This window comes from Curtobacterium sp. NPDC089185, from assembly GCF_040685235.1.
Classification (GTDB): domain Bacteria; phylum Actinomycetota; class Actinomycetes; order Actinomycetales; family Microbacteriaceae; genus Curtobacterium; species Curtobacterium citri.
Genome location: NZ_JBFBHK010000003.1, coordinates 112,185 through 127,833, shown reverse-complemented (window position 1 = coordinate 127,833; position 15,649 = coordinate 112,185). Strand labels below are relative to the sequence as shown.

Genomic DNA, 15,649 nt, shown 5'->3' with positions numbered 1-15,649 from the left:
CCGCGAAGGCGGTGCGAGGAGGCCTCACACGCCGCCGCGCATGATTGCCTGCTTGACCTCGGAGATCGCCTTCGTCACCTGGATGCCGCGCGGGCACGCGTCAGTGCAGTTGAAGGTCGTGCGGCAGCGCCACACGCCCTCCTTGTCGTTGAGGATGTCGAGGCGCACGTTCGCGGAGTCGTCGCGGGAGTCGAAGATGAAGCGGTGCGCGTTCACGATCGCGGCCGGGCCGAAGTACTGCCCGTCCGTCCAGAACACCGGGCACGACGAGGTGCACGCGGCGCAGAGGATGCACTTCGTGGTGTCGTCGAAGCGGGCGCGGTCGGCGACGGACTGCACGCGCTCCTTGCCCTTCTCCGGCTTGCTCGACGCCTGCAGGAACGGCTGGACCTCGCGGTAGGACTGGAAGAACGGCTCCATGTCGACGACGAGGTCCTTCTCGAGCGGCAGGCCCTTGATCGCCTCGACGTAGATCGGCTTCGACACGTCGAGGTCCTTGATCAGGGTCTTGCACGCGAGCCGGTTGCGGCCGTTGATGCGCATCGCGTCCGAGCCGCACACGCCGTGCGCGCACGAGCGCCGGAACGTCAGCGACCCGTCCTGCTCCCACTTGATCTGGTGCAGCGCGTCGAGGATGCGGTCCGTCGGGAGCATCATGACGTCGAAGTCCTGCCAGCGCGGCTCGTCGTCGACGTCCGGGTCGAACCGGCGGACGATGATCGTGACCGGGAACGAACCGGGAGGGGCGCTCTGCACGGTGTCGGTGCGCGGGCTGTCGGAGACCAGGGTGTCGGTCATCAGTACTTCCTCTCCATCGGCTGGTACCGGGTCACCACGACGGGCTTCCAGTCCAGCGTGATGTGGTCGTCGGCGAGCGACGAGTGCGGGTCACCCGTCAGGTACGCCATGGTGTGCTGCATGTAGTTCTCGTCGTCGCGCTTCGGGTAGTCGTCACGCATGTGGCCGCCGCGGCTCTCCTTGCGGTTCCGCGCCGAGAACACGACGACCTCGGCCAGGTCGAGCAGGAAGCCCAGCTCGACCGCCTCGAGCAGGTCCGTGTTGAAGCGCTTGCCCTTGTCCTGCACGGAGATGTTCAGGTAGCGCTCGCGCAGCTGGTGGATCGTCTCGGTCATCTTCGCGAGGGACTCGTCGGTGCGGAACACCTGGGCGTTCTTGTCCATCTCGTCCTGCAGCTCCTTGCGGAGCACCGCGATCCGCTCGGTGCCGGTCGAGGCGCGGAGCTGGTCGAGCATGCCGCGAACGCCGGCGGCCGGGTCCTCGGGCAGGGGCAGGAACTCGGCGGTCTGCACCCACTCGGCGGCGTTGTTGCCGGAGCGCTTGCCGAACACGTTGATGTCGAGCAGCGAGTTCGTGCCGAGGCGGTTCGAGCCGTGGACGGACACGCAGGCGCACTCACCGGCGGCGTAGAGGCCGGGCACGACCGTGGTGTTGTCGTACAGCACCTCGGCCTTGGTGTTCGTCGGGATGCCGCCCATCGCGTAGTGCGCGGTCGGCATGACGGGGACCGGCTCGACGACGGGGTCGACGCCCAGGTACGTGCGGGCGAACTCGGTGATGTCGGGGAGCTTGGTCTCGAGGACCTCGGCGCCCAGGTGCGTGCAGTCGAGCAGGACGTAGTCCTTGTTCGGTCCGGCGCCGCGACCCTCGGCGACCTCCTGCACCATGCAGCGCGCGACGATGTCACGCGGTGCGAGGTCCTTGATCGTCGGGGCGTACCGCTCCATGAAGCGCTCGCCCGAGGCGTTGCGGAGGATGGCGCCCTCACCGCGGGCACCCTCGGTGAGCAGGATGCCGAGGCCGGCCAGGCCGGTCGGGTGGAACTGGAAGAACTCCATGTCCTCGAGCGGCAGGCGCTTCCGCCACACGATGCCGACGCCGTCGCCGGTCAGGGTGTGCGCGTTCGAGGTGGTCTTGTACATCTTGCCGAAGCCGCCGGTCGCGAAGATCACGGCCTTGGCGTGGAACACGTGCAGCTCGCCGGTCGCGAGCTCGAACGCGACGACGCCGGCCGGCTGCTGGCGCGTGACGCCGTCCTCGCCCACGACGTCCACCATGACGAGGTCGAGCGCGTAGAACTCGTTGTGGAACTCGACGCCGAGCTTCACGCAGTTCTGGAACAGCGTCTGCAGGATCATGTGGCCCGTGCGGTCCGCCGCGTAGCAGGCCCGTCGCACCGGGGCCTTGCCGTGGTCGCGGGTGTGCCCGCCGAAGCGCCGCTGGTCGATCTTGCCCTCGGGCGTGCGGTTGAACGGCAGCCCCATGTTCTCGAGGTCGATGACGGCGTCGATCGCCTCCTTCGCCAGGATCTCGGCGGCGTCCTGGTCGACCAGGTAGTCACCGCCCTTGATCGTGTCGAAGGTGTGCCACTCCCACGAGTCCTCCTCGACGTTCGCGAGGGCGGCGGCCATGCCGCCCTGCGCCGCGCCCGTGTGCGACCGCGTCGGGTACAGCTTCGAGATGACGGCCGTCTTCGCCTTCGGGCCGGCCTCGATGGCGGCTCGCATGCCGGCGCCGCCTGCGCCGATGATGACGATGTCGTGCTGGTGGTGGTGGACGGTGGTCTCGGTCACTGGGGCCTTTCAGGGTGGGTCAGCGCGCTGGCAGGGGTGTGCGCGGCGTGCTCGGAGGTCGTGGCGGCTGGTGCGTTCGCTGCAGCGCGGGCGCTACTGCGCGGGGCAGAACGACGGCAGGTCCGCGGCGGCCGCGCCGGCGGGGCACGGGTCGAAGGTCCAGCAGACGAGCAGGCCCAGCACGACGAGCGCGACGCAGGCGATGAGCACCGCGAGCAGCAGGGTCTTCCGGACGGCGGGCTTCGCGACGTAGTCGTTGATGATCGTCCGCATGCCGTTGGAGCCGTGCACCAGGGCGAGGACGAGCATCAGCGAGTCCCAGACCTGCCAGAACGGGTTGGCCCACTTGCCGGCGACGAAGGCGAAGTCGATCTGCTTGACGCCCTCGCCGGCGACCATGTTGACGAAGAGGTGGCCGAAGATGAGCACGACGAGCAGGACGCCCGAGGCGCGCATGTAGATCCACCCCCACTTCTCCCAGTTGGTGGTGCGGCGGGCAGCGGCGGCGGAGCGCGGGGGCTCGACGGTCTGTGTGGTCATGGCTGGTTCCGTCCCTTCGCCTACTGGAAGTCCGCGACGAGGTTCATGAGCTGGCGCGGGAGGAAGCCCGCGATGAGGACGGCCCACACGACCATGACGATCCAGAACATGGCGCGCTGGTACCGCGGGCCCTTCGACCAGAAGTCGACCAGGATGATGCGCAGGCCGTTGAGCGCGTGGAACACGATCGCCATGACGAGGGCGATCTCACCGAGGTTCATGATCGGCGTCTTGTACGTGCCGATCACGGCGTTGTACGCCTCGGGCGACAGCCGTACGAGCGCGGTGTCGAGGATGTGCACGAGCAGGAAGAAGTAGATCGCGACACCGGTGATGCGGTGCAGCACCCACGACCACATCCCCGTGGAGCCGCGGTACAGCGTCCCCTCCAGCTTCCGAGAGGCGCGGGGCGCCTCGATCGTCACCTTGGGTTCGACCAACGTCGTCCCGCCTGCGGTCTGCTCGGCCATGAGCTCGGCCCTCCCATAGGACGGGCTCGCCGATCGGCGAGCCCTTGCCGTTCGTGTTCGTGTGGAACACGTCCCATCCTATGCGCGTGCGCTGACACTCTCGTCCCACCCGGCACGGACCGCGCGCGTCGCCGTGGGCACGGCGCCGATCGTGCGGGCGGTGTCGTGGTGTGCGAGGAGCTCGTCGCCGACGGCCTCCCAGGTCGTGCCCTCGACCCGGAGCCGTCCGGCGGAACCCATGCGCGCGGCGGCGTCCGGGTCGCCGAGGAGTCCGAGGACGGCCCGGCGGAGGGCCTGCGGGGCGTCCGGGTCGTACAGCTCGCCGTCGAGACCGGGCGCGACGAGGTCGATCGGGCCGCCGGCTGCGGGGGCGACCACGGGCAGGCCGCTGGCGTGCGCCTCCTGCAGGGTCTGTCCGAACGTCTCCGCGGGCCCTGTGTGCACGAAGACGTCGAGCATCGCGTAGGCGTCGGCGAGGGCCTCCCCGCGCAACGGGCCGGTGAAGGTGACGTCGAGGTGGCGCAGCCGCCGCTCGAGGGAGGCCCGCGCCGGACCGCCGCCGGCGACCACGATCCGGACGCCGGGGATCCCGCCGAGCTCCGCGAGCCGTTCGACCTCCTTCTCGGGTGCGAGCCGACCGACGTAGCCGACGATCGTCTCGCCGCCGGGCGCGATCCGGCGACGGGCCGCGCGCACCGCCGCCGAGCGACGTCGGTCCGGGTGGAACAGGTCGGTGTCGACACCGCGGCCCCAGCGGGCGACGCGGGGCACGCCGTCCTCGGCGAGCATCGCCGCGGTCGCGCTGGACGGGGCGAGCGTCAGCGACGCCCCGGCGTGGATGCGACCGAGGATCCTCCTGACCAGCGGGACGGTCGCGGTCAGGCCGTTGCGGCGGGCGAACCCGGCCACGTCGGTCTGGAAGACGGCGACGGAGGGGATGCCGAGCCTCCCGGCTGCCGTGATCGCGCGTCCGCCCAGCAGGAAGGGGCTGGCCGCGTGCAGCACGTCGGCGCCGGAGGCGGCCAGGATCGTGTCGAGCACGGGGTGGGGGAGGGCGACCGGGAACTGCCGGTACGCGACCGCCGGCACCCGGTGGACGTCGAAGGAGCGGTACCGCTCGACCCGGGTCCTCGAGCGGAACTGTGCGAGGCCGGGGGTGTCCGGCGCGATGACGACCGCGCGGTGGCCGCGGCGCTCCAGGTGGTCGAGGACCGCCAGGACACTGGTGGTCACGCCGTTGAGGGTGGGCAGGAAGCTCTCGGTCACGACGGCGACGGTCCGCTGGGACGTGCCGCGCTCCACGCTGCGTGCGCTCATGGTGCTGCCCATGGTCCGCGGCCGTCGTGACCGGTCGGGGCGGTGCGGGTGAACGCGCGGCGCGCAGGCGGTGAACACGGCGGGTGCGGCCGGGAGGCGCGGCGCGGGCCCGGCGCGCGGGGTGCGGTCAGCGACGGGTCCCGTCGGGCCGGGGTCGGGTCGGCCGGGGTCGCGTCGGGCCGGGTCGCGTCCGGCCGGTCTGCGGACTCCCGCACCACGCGTGCGGGGAACGTGCGGGGGACGTCCAGGTGGCCGACGGCCGCACCGGTACGGTGAGCGGGTGGCAGACGCACTCGAGGACTTCTACGCGATCATCCCGGCCGGCGGCATCGGCTCCCGGCTGTGGCCGCTCTCCCGCGCCGACGCGCCCAAGTTCCTGCACGACCTGACCGGCTCCGGGGCCTCGCTCCTCCGGCAGACCTGGGACCGGCTCGCCCCGCTCGCCGGCGACCAGCGGATCATGGTCGTCACCGGCCGGGCGCACCGCGCAGCGGTCGAGGCGCAGCTGCCGGGCGTCGCGGACCACAACGTGGTGCTCGAGAGCGAGCCGAAGGACTCCACCGCGGCCATCGGCCTGGCGGCGGCGATCCTGCGCCGACGGGAGCCCGACGTCGTCATCGGGTCCTTCGCGGCGGACCACGTCATCGGGGACGCCCGCGGCTTCCGCCGCTCCGTGCGCGAAGCAGTGGCCGCCGCCCGGGCCGGGTACATCGCCACCATCGGCATCACGCCGACGGAGCCGGCGATCGGGTTCGGCTACATCCACGCCGACGGCGTCGCGCTCGAGGTCGAGGGCGCCGCGACCGTGCACGCCGTGCGGTCGTTCGTCGAGAAGCCCGACCTGGAGACCGCCACCGCGTACCTGGAGGAGGGCAACTACCTCTGGAACGCCGGCATGTTCATCGCCCGCGCCGACGTGCTGCTGGCCGAGATCGGCCGGACGAAGCCCGAGCTGCTCGCGGGCATCGAGGAGCTCGCGGCTGCGTGGGACACCTCGTCCCGCGGGGCCGTCGTCGACGCCGTCTGGCCCGGGCTCGAGAAGATCGCGATCGACTACACCGTCGCCGAGCCGGCCGCGGCCGCCGGACGCATGGCGGTCGTGCCCGGCGACTTCGACTGGGACGACGTGGGCGACTTCGCGTCGCTCGCGAAGCTGCAGTCCGGCGGTCGGGCGAACAACCTCGCCGTGCTCGGCGACGGCGCACGCATCCTCGCGGACTCGTCGAGCGGCATCGTCGTGGCCCACAGCCAGCGGCTCATCTCGCTCATCGGGGTCGAGGACATCGTCGTCGTCGACACCCCGGACGCCCTGCTCGTCACGACGAGTGCGAACGCGCAGCGGGTCAAGGGTGTGGTGGACGCACTGAAGATCAGCGGTCGAGGCGACGTGCTGTAGCGCTCCACCACGAAATGCCTCCGGACCCCCCGGAGTGGGGGCGCGGGAGTGACGCCGCGTTACGGGCGCGTTTCGACGGGGTCGCGATCCCGTAACTGATCCCAGGAGTCCTCCAGGGGCGTTCTGTACCGGCTCGACGGTCGTGTACTGTCGCCACGATCGCCCGGAACAGCACGTGGTCCGGGCACCGCCCCCCGGAGGAACCAACCCGTGACATCTCGTACCCGTCAGGTCGTGCTCAGCGGCCTCGCGCTCGTCGGCACCATGGCCGTCCTGGCCGGCTGCTCGGCAGCCCCGTCCGACACCGCCTCGGCGAAGAAGACCGACTTCCGCCCCTGCATGGTCTCCGACGCCGGCGGCTTCGACGACAAGTCGTTCAACCAGCTCGGCTACGAGGGCATGGTCGACGCGGCGAAGGAGCTCGGCGCCGACTCGAACAAGGCCGAGTCGAAGGACGCCACGGTCTACGACTCGAACATCGAGCAGCTCGTCAACCAGAACTGCAACCTGATCATCACGGTCGGCTTCAACCTCGCCGACGCCACGAAGAAGCAGGCCGCGGCGAACCCGGACACCGAGTTCGCGATCATCGACGACAACTCGATCGACGCCAAGAACGTCAAGCCGATCACCTTCGACACCTCGCAGGCGGCGTTCCTCGCCGGCTACGCGGCCGCGTCGTACTCGAAGACCGGCGTCGTCGGCACCTTCGGCGGCATGCAGATCCCGACCGTCACCATCTTCATGGACGGCTTCGCGGACGGCGTCGCCTACTACAACGAGCAGAAGAAGAAGGACGTCAAGGTCGTCGGCTGGAACGTCGAGACCGGCAAGGGCTCCTTCACCGGTGGCTTCGAGGCGGGCACGCAGGCCAAGTCCGTTGCGCAGACGCTCCTCGACCAGGACGCCGACGTGATCCTGCCGGTCGGTGGCCCGATCTACCAGTCGGCTGCCGAGGCGATCAAGGACGCGAACAACGGCTCCGTCCTCATCGGCGCGGACAGCGACCTCTACGAGGCCGATCCCCGCTACAAGGACATCGCCTTCACCTCGGTGATGAAGGGCATGCGCCCGGCCGTCAAGGACGTCGTCGAGCAGGCGGCGGACGACAAGTTCTCGAAGGAGCCGTACGTCGGCACCCTGAAGAACGACGGCGTCGGCATCGCGCCGTTCCACGACTACGAGTCGAAGGTCGACTCCGGTCTGCAGGACGAGCTCGACACGATCAAGTCGGGCATCATCGACGGCTCGATCAAGGTCGAGACCCAGTCGAACAAGTAGTCGGGTGAACGCGGGCGGGGGATCGATCCTCCGCCCGCGTTTCCGCGCGTCCGCCCACGGGTGGCGTGCTGACCAACAGGAACGCAGTAGACACCATGAAGCTCGAACTCCGCGGCATCACGAAGCGGTTCGGCCCGCTCGTCGCCAACGACCACATCTCCCTCACCGTCGAACCCGGTGAGGTGCACTGTCTCCTCGGTGAGAACGGTGCGGGCAAGTCCACCCTGATGAACGTGCTCTACGGCCTGTACCAGGCGGACGAGGGCGAGATCCTGCTCGACGACGTCGTGCAGGACTTCGACGGTCCCGGCGACGCCATGCGCTCGGGCATCGGCATGGTCCACCAGCACTTCATGCTCGTGCCGGTGTTCACCGTCGCCGAGAACGTCATGCTCGGCCAGGAGCAGACCACGTTCGGCGGTCGGCTCGACCTGGCGGGCGCCCGGCAGCGCGTCCGCGACATCAGCGACCGCTTCGGGTTCGACGTCGACCCCGACGCCCGGGTCGAGGACCTGCCGGTCGGCGTGCAGCAGCGCGTCGAGATCATCAAGGCGCTCTCGCGGGACGCGAAGGTGCTCGTCTTCGACGAGCCGACCGCCGTCCTCACGCCGCAGGAGACCGACGAGCTGATGGGCATCATGCGCCAGCTCCGTGCGGCCGGCACCGCCATCGTCTTCATCACGCACAAGCTCCGCGAGGTGCGCGAGGTCGCCGACCGCATCACCGTCATCCGGCTCGGCAAGGTCGTGGGCGAGGCGTCCCCGACCGCCACGAACAACGAGCTCGCCGCGCTCATGGTCGGGCGTGCGGTCTCGCTCGTCGTCGACAAGGCGCCGGCGTCCGGGGGCGAGGACGCCCTCGTGGTCGACGGCGTCACCGTGACCGACGCCTCGGGCGTCGTGCTCGTGGACGACGTCTCGTTCTCCGTACGACGCGGCGAGATCCTCGCCATCGCCGGGGTGCAGGGCAACGGCCAGACCGAGCTCACCGAGGCGATCATCGGGCTCGAGCCCGTGCACGCCGGGCGGATCACGCTCGACGGCCGGGAGCTCACCGGTCGCACCGTCAAGCAGGTACTCGACGCCGGCGTCGGCTTCGTGCCCGAGGACCGCAAGGAGGACGGCCTGGTCGGCGAGTTCACCATCGCCGAGAACCTCATGCTCGACCGCGCCGACCACGACGAGTTCGTCCGAGCCGGCACCATCCGGGCCGCCGAGCGCGACGCGTTCGCCGACGAGAAGATCGCCGAGTTCGACATCCGCACGCCGTCCCGCACCACCGCGGCGGGCCGGCTGTCCGGCGGCAACCAGCAGAAGATCGTCCTCGCCCGCGAGCTCAGCCGCGAGCTGCGGCTGTTCGTCGCGGCGCAGCCGACGCGCGGCATCGACGTCGGGTCGATCGAGTTCGTGCACAAGCGCATCGTCGCCACCCGCGACACCGGCGTCCCGGTCATCGTCGTCTCCACGGAGCTCGACGAGGTCGTGGCGCTCGCCGACCGGATCGCGGTCATGTACCGCGGCGGCATCGTCGGCATCGTCCCCGCGGACACCCCGCGCGACGTCCTCGGCCTGATGATGGCCGGGGAGATCCCCGAAGGAACGGAGCTGGCAGCGTGAGCACCCCCACGCCAGACGACGCACGGCCGGCGACCCCGGCCGAGGCGTCCACCGACGACCGCCTGCAGGACGTCGAGGGCACCCCGCACCTCATGACGGACTCGGCGGAGGACACCGAGCGCCGCGCCGGCGGCGGTGACCGCTGGAGCACCGCGCTGCAGAGCATCGTCAACGGGTCCGTGCTCGTCACGGTCCTCGCCGTCGTGCTCGCGCTCGTCGCCTGCGGCATCCTCATCGCCGTCACCGACGAGAACGTCCGCGCCGCGGCCGGCTACTTCTTCGCCCGTCCCGCCGACACCTTCCGGGCGGTCGGCACGGCCGTGGGCGGCGCCTACTCCTCGCTGTTCCAGGGATCGGTCGTCAACTTCGGTGCGGCCTCGTTCGCGCAGGCGATCGCCCCGATCACGCGCTCGGTCGACTACGCCGTACCGCTGATCGCGGCCGGTCTCGGCATCGCGCTGTCGTTCCGCGCCGGCCTGTTCAACATCGGCGGCCAGGGCCAGATCCTCGTCGGCGCCGCGGCGGCCGGCTGGGTCGGGTTCTCGTTCGACGGTCCCGCCGTGGTCCACATCCCCCTCACCGTCGCCGCGGGCATCGTCGGCGGCGCGATCTGGGGCGGCATCGTCGGGCTCCTCAAGGCCCGCACCGGTGCCAACGAGGTCGTCCTGACGATCATGCTCAACTACGTCGCGCTGTACCTGGTGAGCTACCTGCTCCGCACCCCGGGGCTGCTGCAGGCACCGGGCAGCTCGAACCCGATCTCGCCCGCGACGAAGGAGAGCGCCGTCTTCCCGGCGCTGTTCGGGCCGCGCTTCGGGATCGACCTCGGCTTCGTCGTCGCCCTCCTCGCGGTCGTCGTCGTGTGGTGGCTCGTCAACAAGTCGTCGCTCGGCTTCCGCTTCCGCACGATCGGTGAGAACCCGCGTGCGGCCCGCGTCGCCGGCATGAGCGTGCCCGCCCTGACGATCTGGGTGATGGTCATCTCCGGCGCGCTCGTCGGCATCGCCGGCGCCTACCAGGTGCAGGGGGCCGTCACGTCCGGCTTCACCTCGGGCATCGACGCCGGCATCGGCTTCGACGCCATCACGGTCGCGCTGCTCGGCCGCTCCAAGCCGTGGGGCGTCTTCTGGGCGGCGATCCTGTTCGGTGTCCTGAAGAACGGCGGCTACGCCATGCAGGCCGCGAACGACATCCCGATCGACATCGTCGGCGTCATCCAGGCCCTCATCGTCCTCTTCATCGCCGCTCCGCCCCTCGTCCGCGCGATCTTCCGGATCCCGCAGCCGGGCGCCCGACGCCGCGCCCGTGGCGCGAAGAACCCCCGGAAGGCGGTCGCCGCATGAGCACCATCAGCCCCACCGCGGCATCCGCACCCGCGCTCTCCGACCGTCCGGTCGAGACCACCCGCAGCTGGAAGGCGCCGATCGGCTTCGCCGTCTTCACGGTCCTGGCCGTGCTGTTCTTCGGCGTCCTGCACCGCTCCGGCGACACCACGTTCCGGCTCGCGAACGGCGGCGACTTCTTCGCGCTGCCGAACGTGCTCCTGCCGGCGACCGGCACGGGCATCGTCGTCATCGTCCTGCTCGCCCTCGTCACGGTGTACGCCGTCGTCGAGGTCCGCGGCTCGCGCCGGGTCCCGCTCTGGGTCACCGCGGTCTTCGCGGTCCTCTTCGTCATCGGCTTCCTGACGTGGTCGGCGGCGGGGGACACCATCCCCGTGCCCGGCCTGCTCGTCGGTGCGCTCGGCCTGAGCGTCCCGCTCGTGTTCGGTGCCCTCGGCGGCGTCATCTCCGAGCGGGTCGGCGTCGTGAACATCGCCATCGAGGGCCAGTTCCTCGCCGGCGCCTTCACGTCGGCGATGATCGCCTCGCTCACCGGCTCCGCGTGGGTCGGCCTCGTCGGTGCGCTCGTCGCCGGTGTCCTGGTGTCGTTCGTCCTCGCGGCGTTCAGCATCAAGTACCTGGTCGACCAGGTGATCGTCGGTGTCGTCATCAACGCGTTCATCTCCGGCCTCACCGGCTTCCTGTACTCGCAGGTGCTGTCGCCGAACGAGCAGACGCTGAACATCGGCATCCGCTTCCCGAAGATCGAGATCCCGCTGCTGCACCAGATCCCGGTCATCGGCCCGGTCTTCTTCGAGCAGACCGTCGTGGTCTACCTGGCCTACGTCGCGGTCGCGGTCGTCACCTTCGCGCTGTTCAAGACCCGTTGGGGCCTCCGCCTCCGCGCGGTCGGCGAGCACCCGCAGGCGGCGGACACGGTCGGCATCAACGTCGCCCGCACGCGCTTCTGGAACGTCTCGCTCGCCGGCGCGATCGCCGGTCTGGGCGGTGCGTACTTCACGCTCGACGCGGTCGGACCGTTCACGAAGGACATGACCGCGGGGGCGGGCTACATCGCCCTCGCCGCCGTGATCTTCGGTCGGTGGGACCCGATCCGTGCGACGCTCGCGGCACTGCTGTTCGGCTTCGCGTCGAACCTGCAGAACATCCTCGGTGCGATCGACTCGCCCGTGCCGAGCGAGTTCCTGCTCATGCTGCCCTACGTGGTGACGATCTTCGCGGTCGCCGGCCTGGTCGGACAGTCGCGGGGACCGGCTGCCACCGGCAAGCCGTACATCAAGAGCTGACGGACGGGAGGCACGGCACATGACCGACACGGACCACACGGGTGACCAGGGGGTCACCACCGACCGCGCGACCGGCGAGCCGGTCTGGACGGACCCGGCCACGACCCTCCAGGCCGACACCGAGGTCGACGTCGACGCGAGCGTCGACGTCGACTGGACCGCCCTGCGGGAGGCCGCGACCGCCGCGATGCGGCGGGCGTACGCGCCGTACTCGTCGTTCCCGGTGGGCGCCGCGGCGCTCACCGACGACGGTCGGATCGTCTCCGGCTGCAACATCGAAAACGCGTCCTACGGCGTCACCCTGTGCGCCGAGTGCTCGCTCGTCTCGCAGCTGCACATGACCGGCGGCGGCAGGCTCGTCGCGTTCACGTGCGTGGACGGCGACGGCGCGACGCTCATGCCGTGCGGACGCTGCCGACAGCTCCTCTTCGAGCACTCGACCGAGGGCATGCTGCTCGAGACGGTCTCGGGCATCCGCACCATCGACGAGGTCCTGCCCGACGCGTTCGGGCCGCGCACCCTCGCCACCTACCAGCAGGAGCACTGACATGGCCGTCGAGCCGTTCGACACCGTCGACCTCATCCGCACGAAGCGTTCCGGCGACGCGCTGAGCACGCCCGAGATCGACTGGCTGGTCGACGCCTACACGCGCGGCTACGTCGAGGACCCGCAGATGGCGGCCCTCGCGATGGCGATCTTCCTCAACGGCATGGAGCGCCGGGAGATCAAGGACCTCACGCTGGCGATGATCGCGTCGGGGGAGCGGATGTCGTTCGGCTCGCTCGGCAAGACGACCGTGGACAAGCACTCCACCGGCGGCGTCGGCGACAAGATCACGCTGCCGCTGGCGCCCCTCGTGGCGTCGTTCGGCGTCGCGGTGCCGCAGCTCTCCGGGCGCGGGCTCGGGCACACGGGCGGCACGCTCGACAAGCTCGAGTCGGTCCCCGGCTGGCAGGCGGCGATCTCGAACGACCGCATGATGGACGTGCTCCGCGACGTCGGCGCGGTCATCTGCGCGGCCGGCTCCGGCCTGGCACCCGCGGACAAGAAGCTCTACGCGCTCCGCGACACCACCGGCACCGTCGAGTGCATCCCGCTCATCGCGTCGAGCATCATGTCGAAGAAGATCGCCGAGGGCACGGGCGCGCTCGTGCTCGACGTGAAGTTCGGCTCCGGCGCGTTCATGCCGACGTACGAGGCATCGCGGGAGCTCGCGCGGACGATGGTCGACCTCGGGAACGACGCCGGGGTCGCGACCTCGGCGCTGCTGACCGACATGGAGGTCCCGCTCGGGCTGACGATCGGCAACGCGCTCGAGGTGCGCGAGTCGGTCGCGGTCCTCGAAGGCGGTGGTCCGGCCGACGTCGTCGAGCTGACGGTCGCGCTGGCCACCGAGATGCTCACGCTCGCCGGGCTGCCGGACGCCGACCCGGCGGCCGCACTCGCCGACGGCCGTGCGATGGACACCTGGCGGCGGATGATCGAGGCGCAGGGCGGCGACGCGTCCGCCGCGCTCCCGGTCGCCCGCGAGCAGCACGTCGTCACCGCGACGGAGTCCGGGGTGCTCGTGCAGCAGGACGCCCTGCCGTTCGGCATCGCCGCGTGGCGACTGGGCGCCGGTCGGGCCCGGGCGCAGGACCCCGTGCAGGCGGGGGCGGGCATCGAGCTGCACGTCAAGCCGGGCGACACCGTCACCGCCGGGCAGCCGCTGTGGACGCTCCACACCGACGAGGCCGACCGCTTCGACCGCGCGCTCGCATCGCTCGAGGGTGCGTGGGCGATCGGGACGTCGGCCGAGCCCCGTGGGCCGATCGTGCGCGAGCGCATCGCGTCCTGACCGCGTCCGGAGGCTTCCCGCACCGCTGTGGGAAGCCTCCAGTGCGTGTCGGCCGCTGTTGTCCACAGGTACCTGCACGGAGTCGGTGACCACCGATAGCCTGGACCGCATGAGCGCCGACGCCCCGACCCACCGCCTGCCCGACGCCGGAGCGGTCATCGACGACCTGCCGAAGGTCTCGCTGCACGACCACCTCGACGGCGGCCTCCGGCCCGCGACGATCGTCGAGCTCGCCGCAGAGGCCGGCATCGACCTGCCGACCACCGCCCCCGAGGCACTCGGGCAGTGGTTCGCCGACCAGGCGGACTCGGGTTCGCTCGTCGAGTACCTGAAGACCTTCGACGTCACCACCTCGGTGATGCAGACGGCCCCGCAGCTGCACCGCGTCGCGAAGGAGTTCGTCGAGGACCTCGTCGCCGACGGCGTCGTCTACGGCGAGATCCGCTGGGCGCCCGAGCAGCACCTGCGCGGTGGACTGACCCTCGACGAGACGGTGGAGGCCGTGCAGGCCGGCATCGCCGAGGCCGTCGACGCGGCCGGCGGCTCGATCCGCGTCGGGCAGCTCGTCACCGCGATGCGGCACGCCGACCGGTCCCTCGAGATCGCCGAGCTCGCCGTCCGGCACCGCGACCGCGGCGTCGTCGGCTTCGACATCGCGGGGGCCGAGGCCGGCTTCCCGCCCGCCAACCACCGTGCCGCCTTCGACTACCTGGCGTCCGAGCTCTTCCCGACAACCGTGCACGCCGGCGAGGCCGACGGCCTGGCCTCGATCCGCTCGGCACTCGTCGACGGCCGGGCGCTCCGCCTCGGCCACGGCGTGCGGATCTTCGAGGACGTCACGCTGTCCGACGCCGGTGACGGGTCGACCCTCGCCGCCCTCGGCGAGGTCGCCTCGTGGGTGCGCGACCGGGAGATCCCGCTCGAGGTCGCGCCGTCCTCGAACCTGCAGACCGGTGCGATCGCGGCGTGGGGCGACGACCTCGCCGACCACCCGTTCGACGTGCTGTACCAGCTCGGCTTCCGCGTCACGGTGAACACCGACAACCGCCTGATGAGCCGGACGTCGCTCTCCCGCGAGCTCGCCCTGCTCGCCGGCACCTTCGGGTACGACCTCGACGACCTCGCCGCCTTCCAGATCAACGCCGCGCTCGGCTCGTTCCTGCCGCTCGAGGACCGCGAGGAGATCATCGCGACCATCACGGCCGGACACCAGGAGGCGTAGTCCGATGTCCCTCCCGCCGCTGCCGGACGACGCGGTCGTGCTCGGGGCCGACGCGTCCTCGTGGCGTGAGGCGCTCGGGCTCGTCGGTGCGGCACTCGTGCGCTCCGGGGCCGCGACGCCGCCGTACACGGACGCCATGGTCGAGCTCGTCGAGGAGCACGGCCCGTACATCGTGATCTCGCCCGGGCTGGCCTTCGCGCACGCCCGGCCGGGGCCCGCGGTGCTGCGGGACGGCCTGGCGGTCGTGACCCTGCGCGGACCGGTGTCGTTCGGGCACCCGCACAACGACCCCGTGTCGGTCGTGCTGGGGCTGGCGGTGGCGGAGGTCGGCACGCACCTCGAGTCGATCGGCGCGATCGCGAACACGTTCAACGACGACACCGTGACCGGGCGCCTCGCAGCGGCGTCCTCGGCGGACGAGGTCCGGACGATCCTGGGGGCACCGGCGTGAAGATCGTGACCATCTGCGGCGCGGGCATCGGCTCGAGCGGCATCCTCAAGGTGAACGCCGAGAAGGCCCTCGGCGCGCTCGGGCTGTCGGCGTCGGTCGTCGCGGCGGACGTGGGGTCCGTGCGCGCCGTCGCCGAGGACGCGAACGTGATCCTCACGAGCGCGGAGTTCGTCGAGGCGATCGGGGACACCTACGCCGAGGTCATCGTGATCCGGAACCACTTCGACCAGGGCGAGATCACCGCGGCCGTGGACCGGGCGCTCGGGGAGCACTGACGGCTGTCCACAGGGCCGCGTGG

The 15,649-nt window shown here is 71.0% G+C and carries 15 protein-coding genes; 10 read left to right on the top strand and 5 right to left on the bottom strand.

The window, feature by feature from the left end:
• Window positions 1-24: 24 nt before the first annotated feature.
• The 5 genes from AB0N84_RS04120 to AB0N84_RS04100 form a co-directional block, all read right to left on the bottom strand.
• Window positions 25-798, bottom strand: a complete 774-nt coding sequence (locus AB0N84_RS04120) for a succinate dehydrogenase iron-sulfur subunit (protein WP_066655113.1) — start codon at window positions 796-798, stop codon at window positions 25-27.
• Complete coding sequence (gene sdhA / locus AB0N84_RS04115; protein WP_069712215.1) at window positions 798-2,591, bottom strand: succinate dehydrogenase flavoprotein subunit; 1,794 nt, start codon at window positions 2,589-2,591, stop codon at window positions 798-800. The genes AB0N84_RS04120 and sdhA overlap by 1 nt, the downstream gene beginning before the upstream one ends.
• Before the next feature lie 93 nt (window positions 2,592-2,684).
• Entirely contained in the window at window positions 2,685-3,131 is a 447-nt protein-coding gene (gene sdhD, locus AB0N84_RS04110; RefSeq protein WP_182046570.1) for a succinate dehydrogenase, hydrophobic membrane anchor protein, read from the bottom strand.
• Window positions 3,132-3,151: 20 nt separating this feature from the next.
• Window positions 3,152-3,601 carry a succinate dehydrogenase, cytochrome b556 subunit gene (gene sdhC / locus AB0N84_RS04105; protein ID WP_083263831.1) on the bottom strand — a complete coding sequence of 150 codons (450 nt, stop codon included), beginning with the start codon at window positions 3,599-3,601 and terminating at the stop codon, window positions 3,152-3,154.
• Between the two features lie 78 nt (window positions 3,602-3,679).
• On the bottom strand, window positions 3,680-4,918 hold the full coding sequence (locus AB0N84_RS04100) for a glycosyltransferase family 1 protein (RefSeq protein ID WP_289457480.1): 1,239 nt from the start codon (window positions 4,916-4,918) through the stop codon (window positions 3,680-3,682).
• 280 nt (window positions 4,919-5,198) lie between these two features.
• On the opposite strand from AB0N84_RS04100, the gene AB0N84_RS04095 reads away from it, so the two are divergent.
• The 10 genes from AB0N84_RS04095 (at window position 5,199) to AB0N84_RS04050 (ending at window position 15,626) form a co-directional block, all read left to right on the top strand.
• Window positions 5,199-6,314 carry a mannose-1-phosphate guanylyltransferase gene (locus AB0N84_RS04095; protein ID WP_182046568.1) on the top strand — a complete coding sequence of 372 codons (1,116 nt, stop codon included), beginning with the start codon at window positions 5,199-5,201 and terminating at the stop codon, window positions 6,312-6,314.
• A 210-nt stretch (window positions 6,315-6,524) separates the two neighbouring features.
• Window positions 6,525-7,595, top strand: coding sequence for a BMP family ABC transporter substrate-binding protein (locus tag AB0N84_RS04090; RefSeq protein WP_182046567.1), 1,071 nt, complete (start codon window positions 6,525-6,527; stop codon window positions 7,593-7,595).
• 95 nt (window positions 7,596-7,690) lie between these two features.
• Window positions 7,691-9,211: an ABC transporter ATP-binding protein gene (locus AB0N84_RS04085; RefSeq protein ID WP_069712219.1), complete on the top strand. Its 1,521-nt coding sequence runs from the start codon at window positions 7,691-7,693 to the stop codon at window positions 9,209-9,211.
• A 92-nt stretch (window positions 9,212-9,303) separates the two neighbouring features.
• The gene (locus tag AB0N84_RS04080; protein WP_182046605.1) at window positions 9,304-10,554 is read left to right on the top strand and encodes an ABC transporter permease; all 1,251 of its coding nucleotides are present in this window, start codon (window positions 9,304-9,306) and stop codon (window positions 10,552-10,554) included.
• The gene (locus AB0N84_RS04075; RefSeq protein ID WP_182046566.1) at window positions 10,551-11,840 is read left to right on the top strand and encodes an ABC transporter permease; all 1,290 of its coding nucleotides are present in this window, start codon (window positions 10,551-10,553) and stop codon (window positions 11,838-11,840) included. The genes AB0N84_RS04080 and AB0N84_RS04075 overlap by 4 nt, the downstream gene beginning before the upstream one ends.
• Before the next feature lie 19 nt (window positions 11,841-11,859).
• Window positions 11,860-12,387, top strand: coding sequence for a cytidine deaminase (locus tag AB0N84_RS04070; RefSeq protein ID WP_363543921.1), 528 nt, complete (start codon window positions 11,860-11,862; stop codon window positions 12,385-12,387).
• 1 nt (window position 12,388) lies between these two features.
• Window positions 12,389-13,678, top strand: coding sequence for a thymidine phosphorylase (locus AB0N84_RS04065; protein WP_363543919.1), 1,290 nt, complete (start codon window positions 12,389-12,391; stop codon window positions 13,676-13,678).
• A gap of 109 nt (window positions 13,679-13,787) precedes the next feature.
• A complete protein-coding gene (locus AB0N84_RS04060) occupies window positions 13,788-14,900 on the top strand; it encodes an adenosine deaminase (protein ID WP_363543916.1) in 1,113 nt (370 codons plus the stop codon).
• A gap of 4 nt (window positions 14,901-14,904) precedes the next feature.
• The gene (locus AB0N84_RS04055; RefSeq protein ID WP_069712224.1) at window positions 14,905-15,351 is read left to right on the top strand and encodes a PTS sugar transporter subunit IIA; all 447 of its coding nucleotides are present in this window, start codon (window positions 14,905-14,907) and stop codon (window positions 15,349-15,351) included.
• The gene (locus AB0N84_RS04050; RefSeq protein ID WP_069712225.1) at window positions 15,348-15,626 is read left to right on the top strand and encodes a PTS sugar transporter subunit IIB; all 279 of its coding nucleotides are present in this window, start codon (window positions 15,348-15,350) and stop codon (window positions 15,624-15,626) included. The genes AB0N84_RS04055 and AB0N84_RS04050 overlap by 4 nt, the downstream gene beginning before the upstream one ends.
• The last annotated feature ends 23 nt before the right edge of the window (window positions 15,627-15,649 follow it).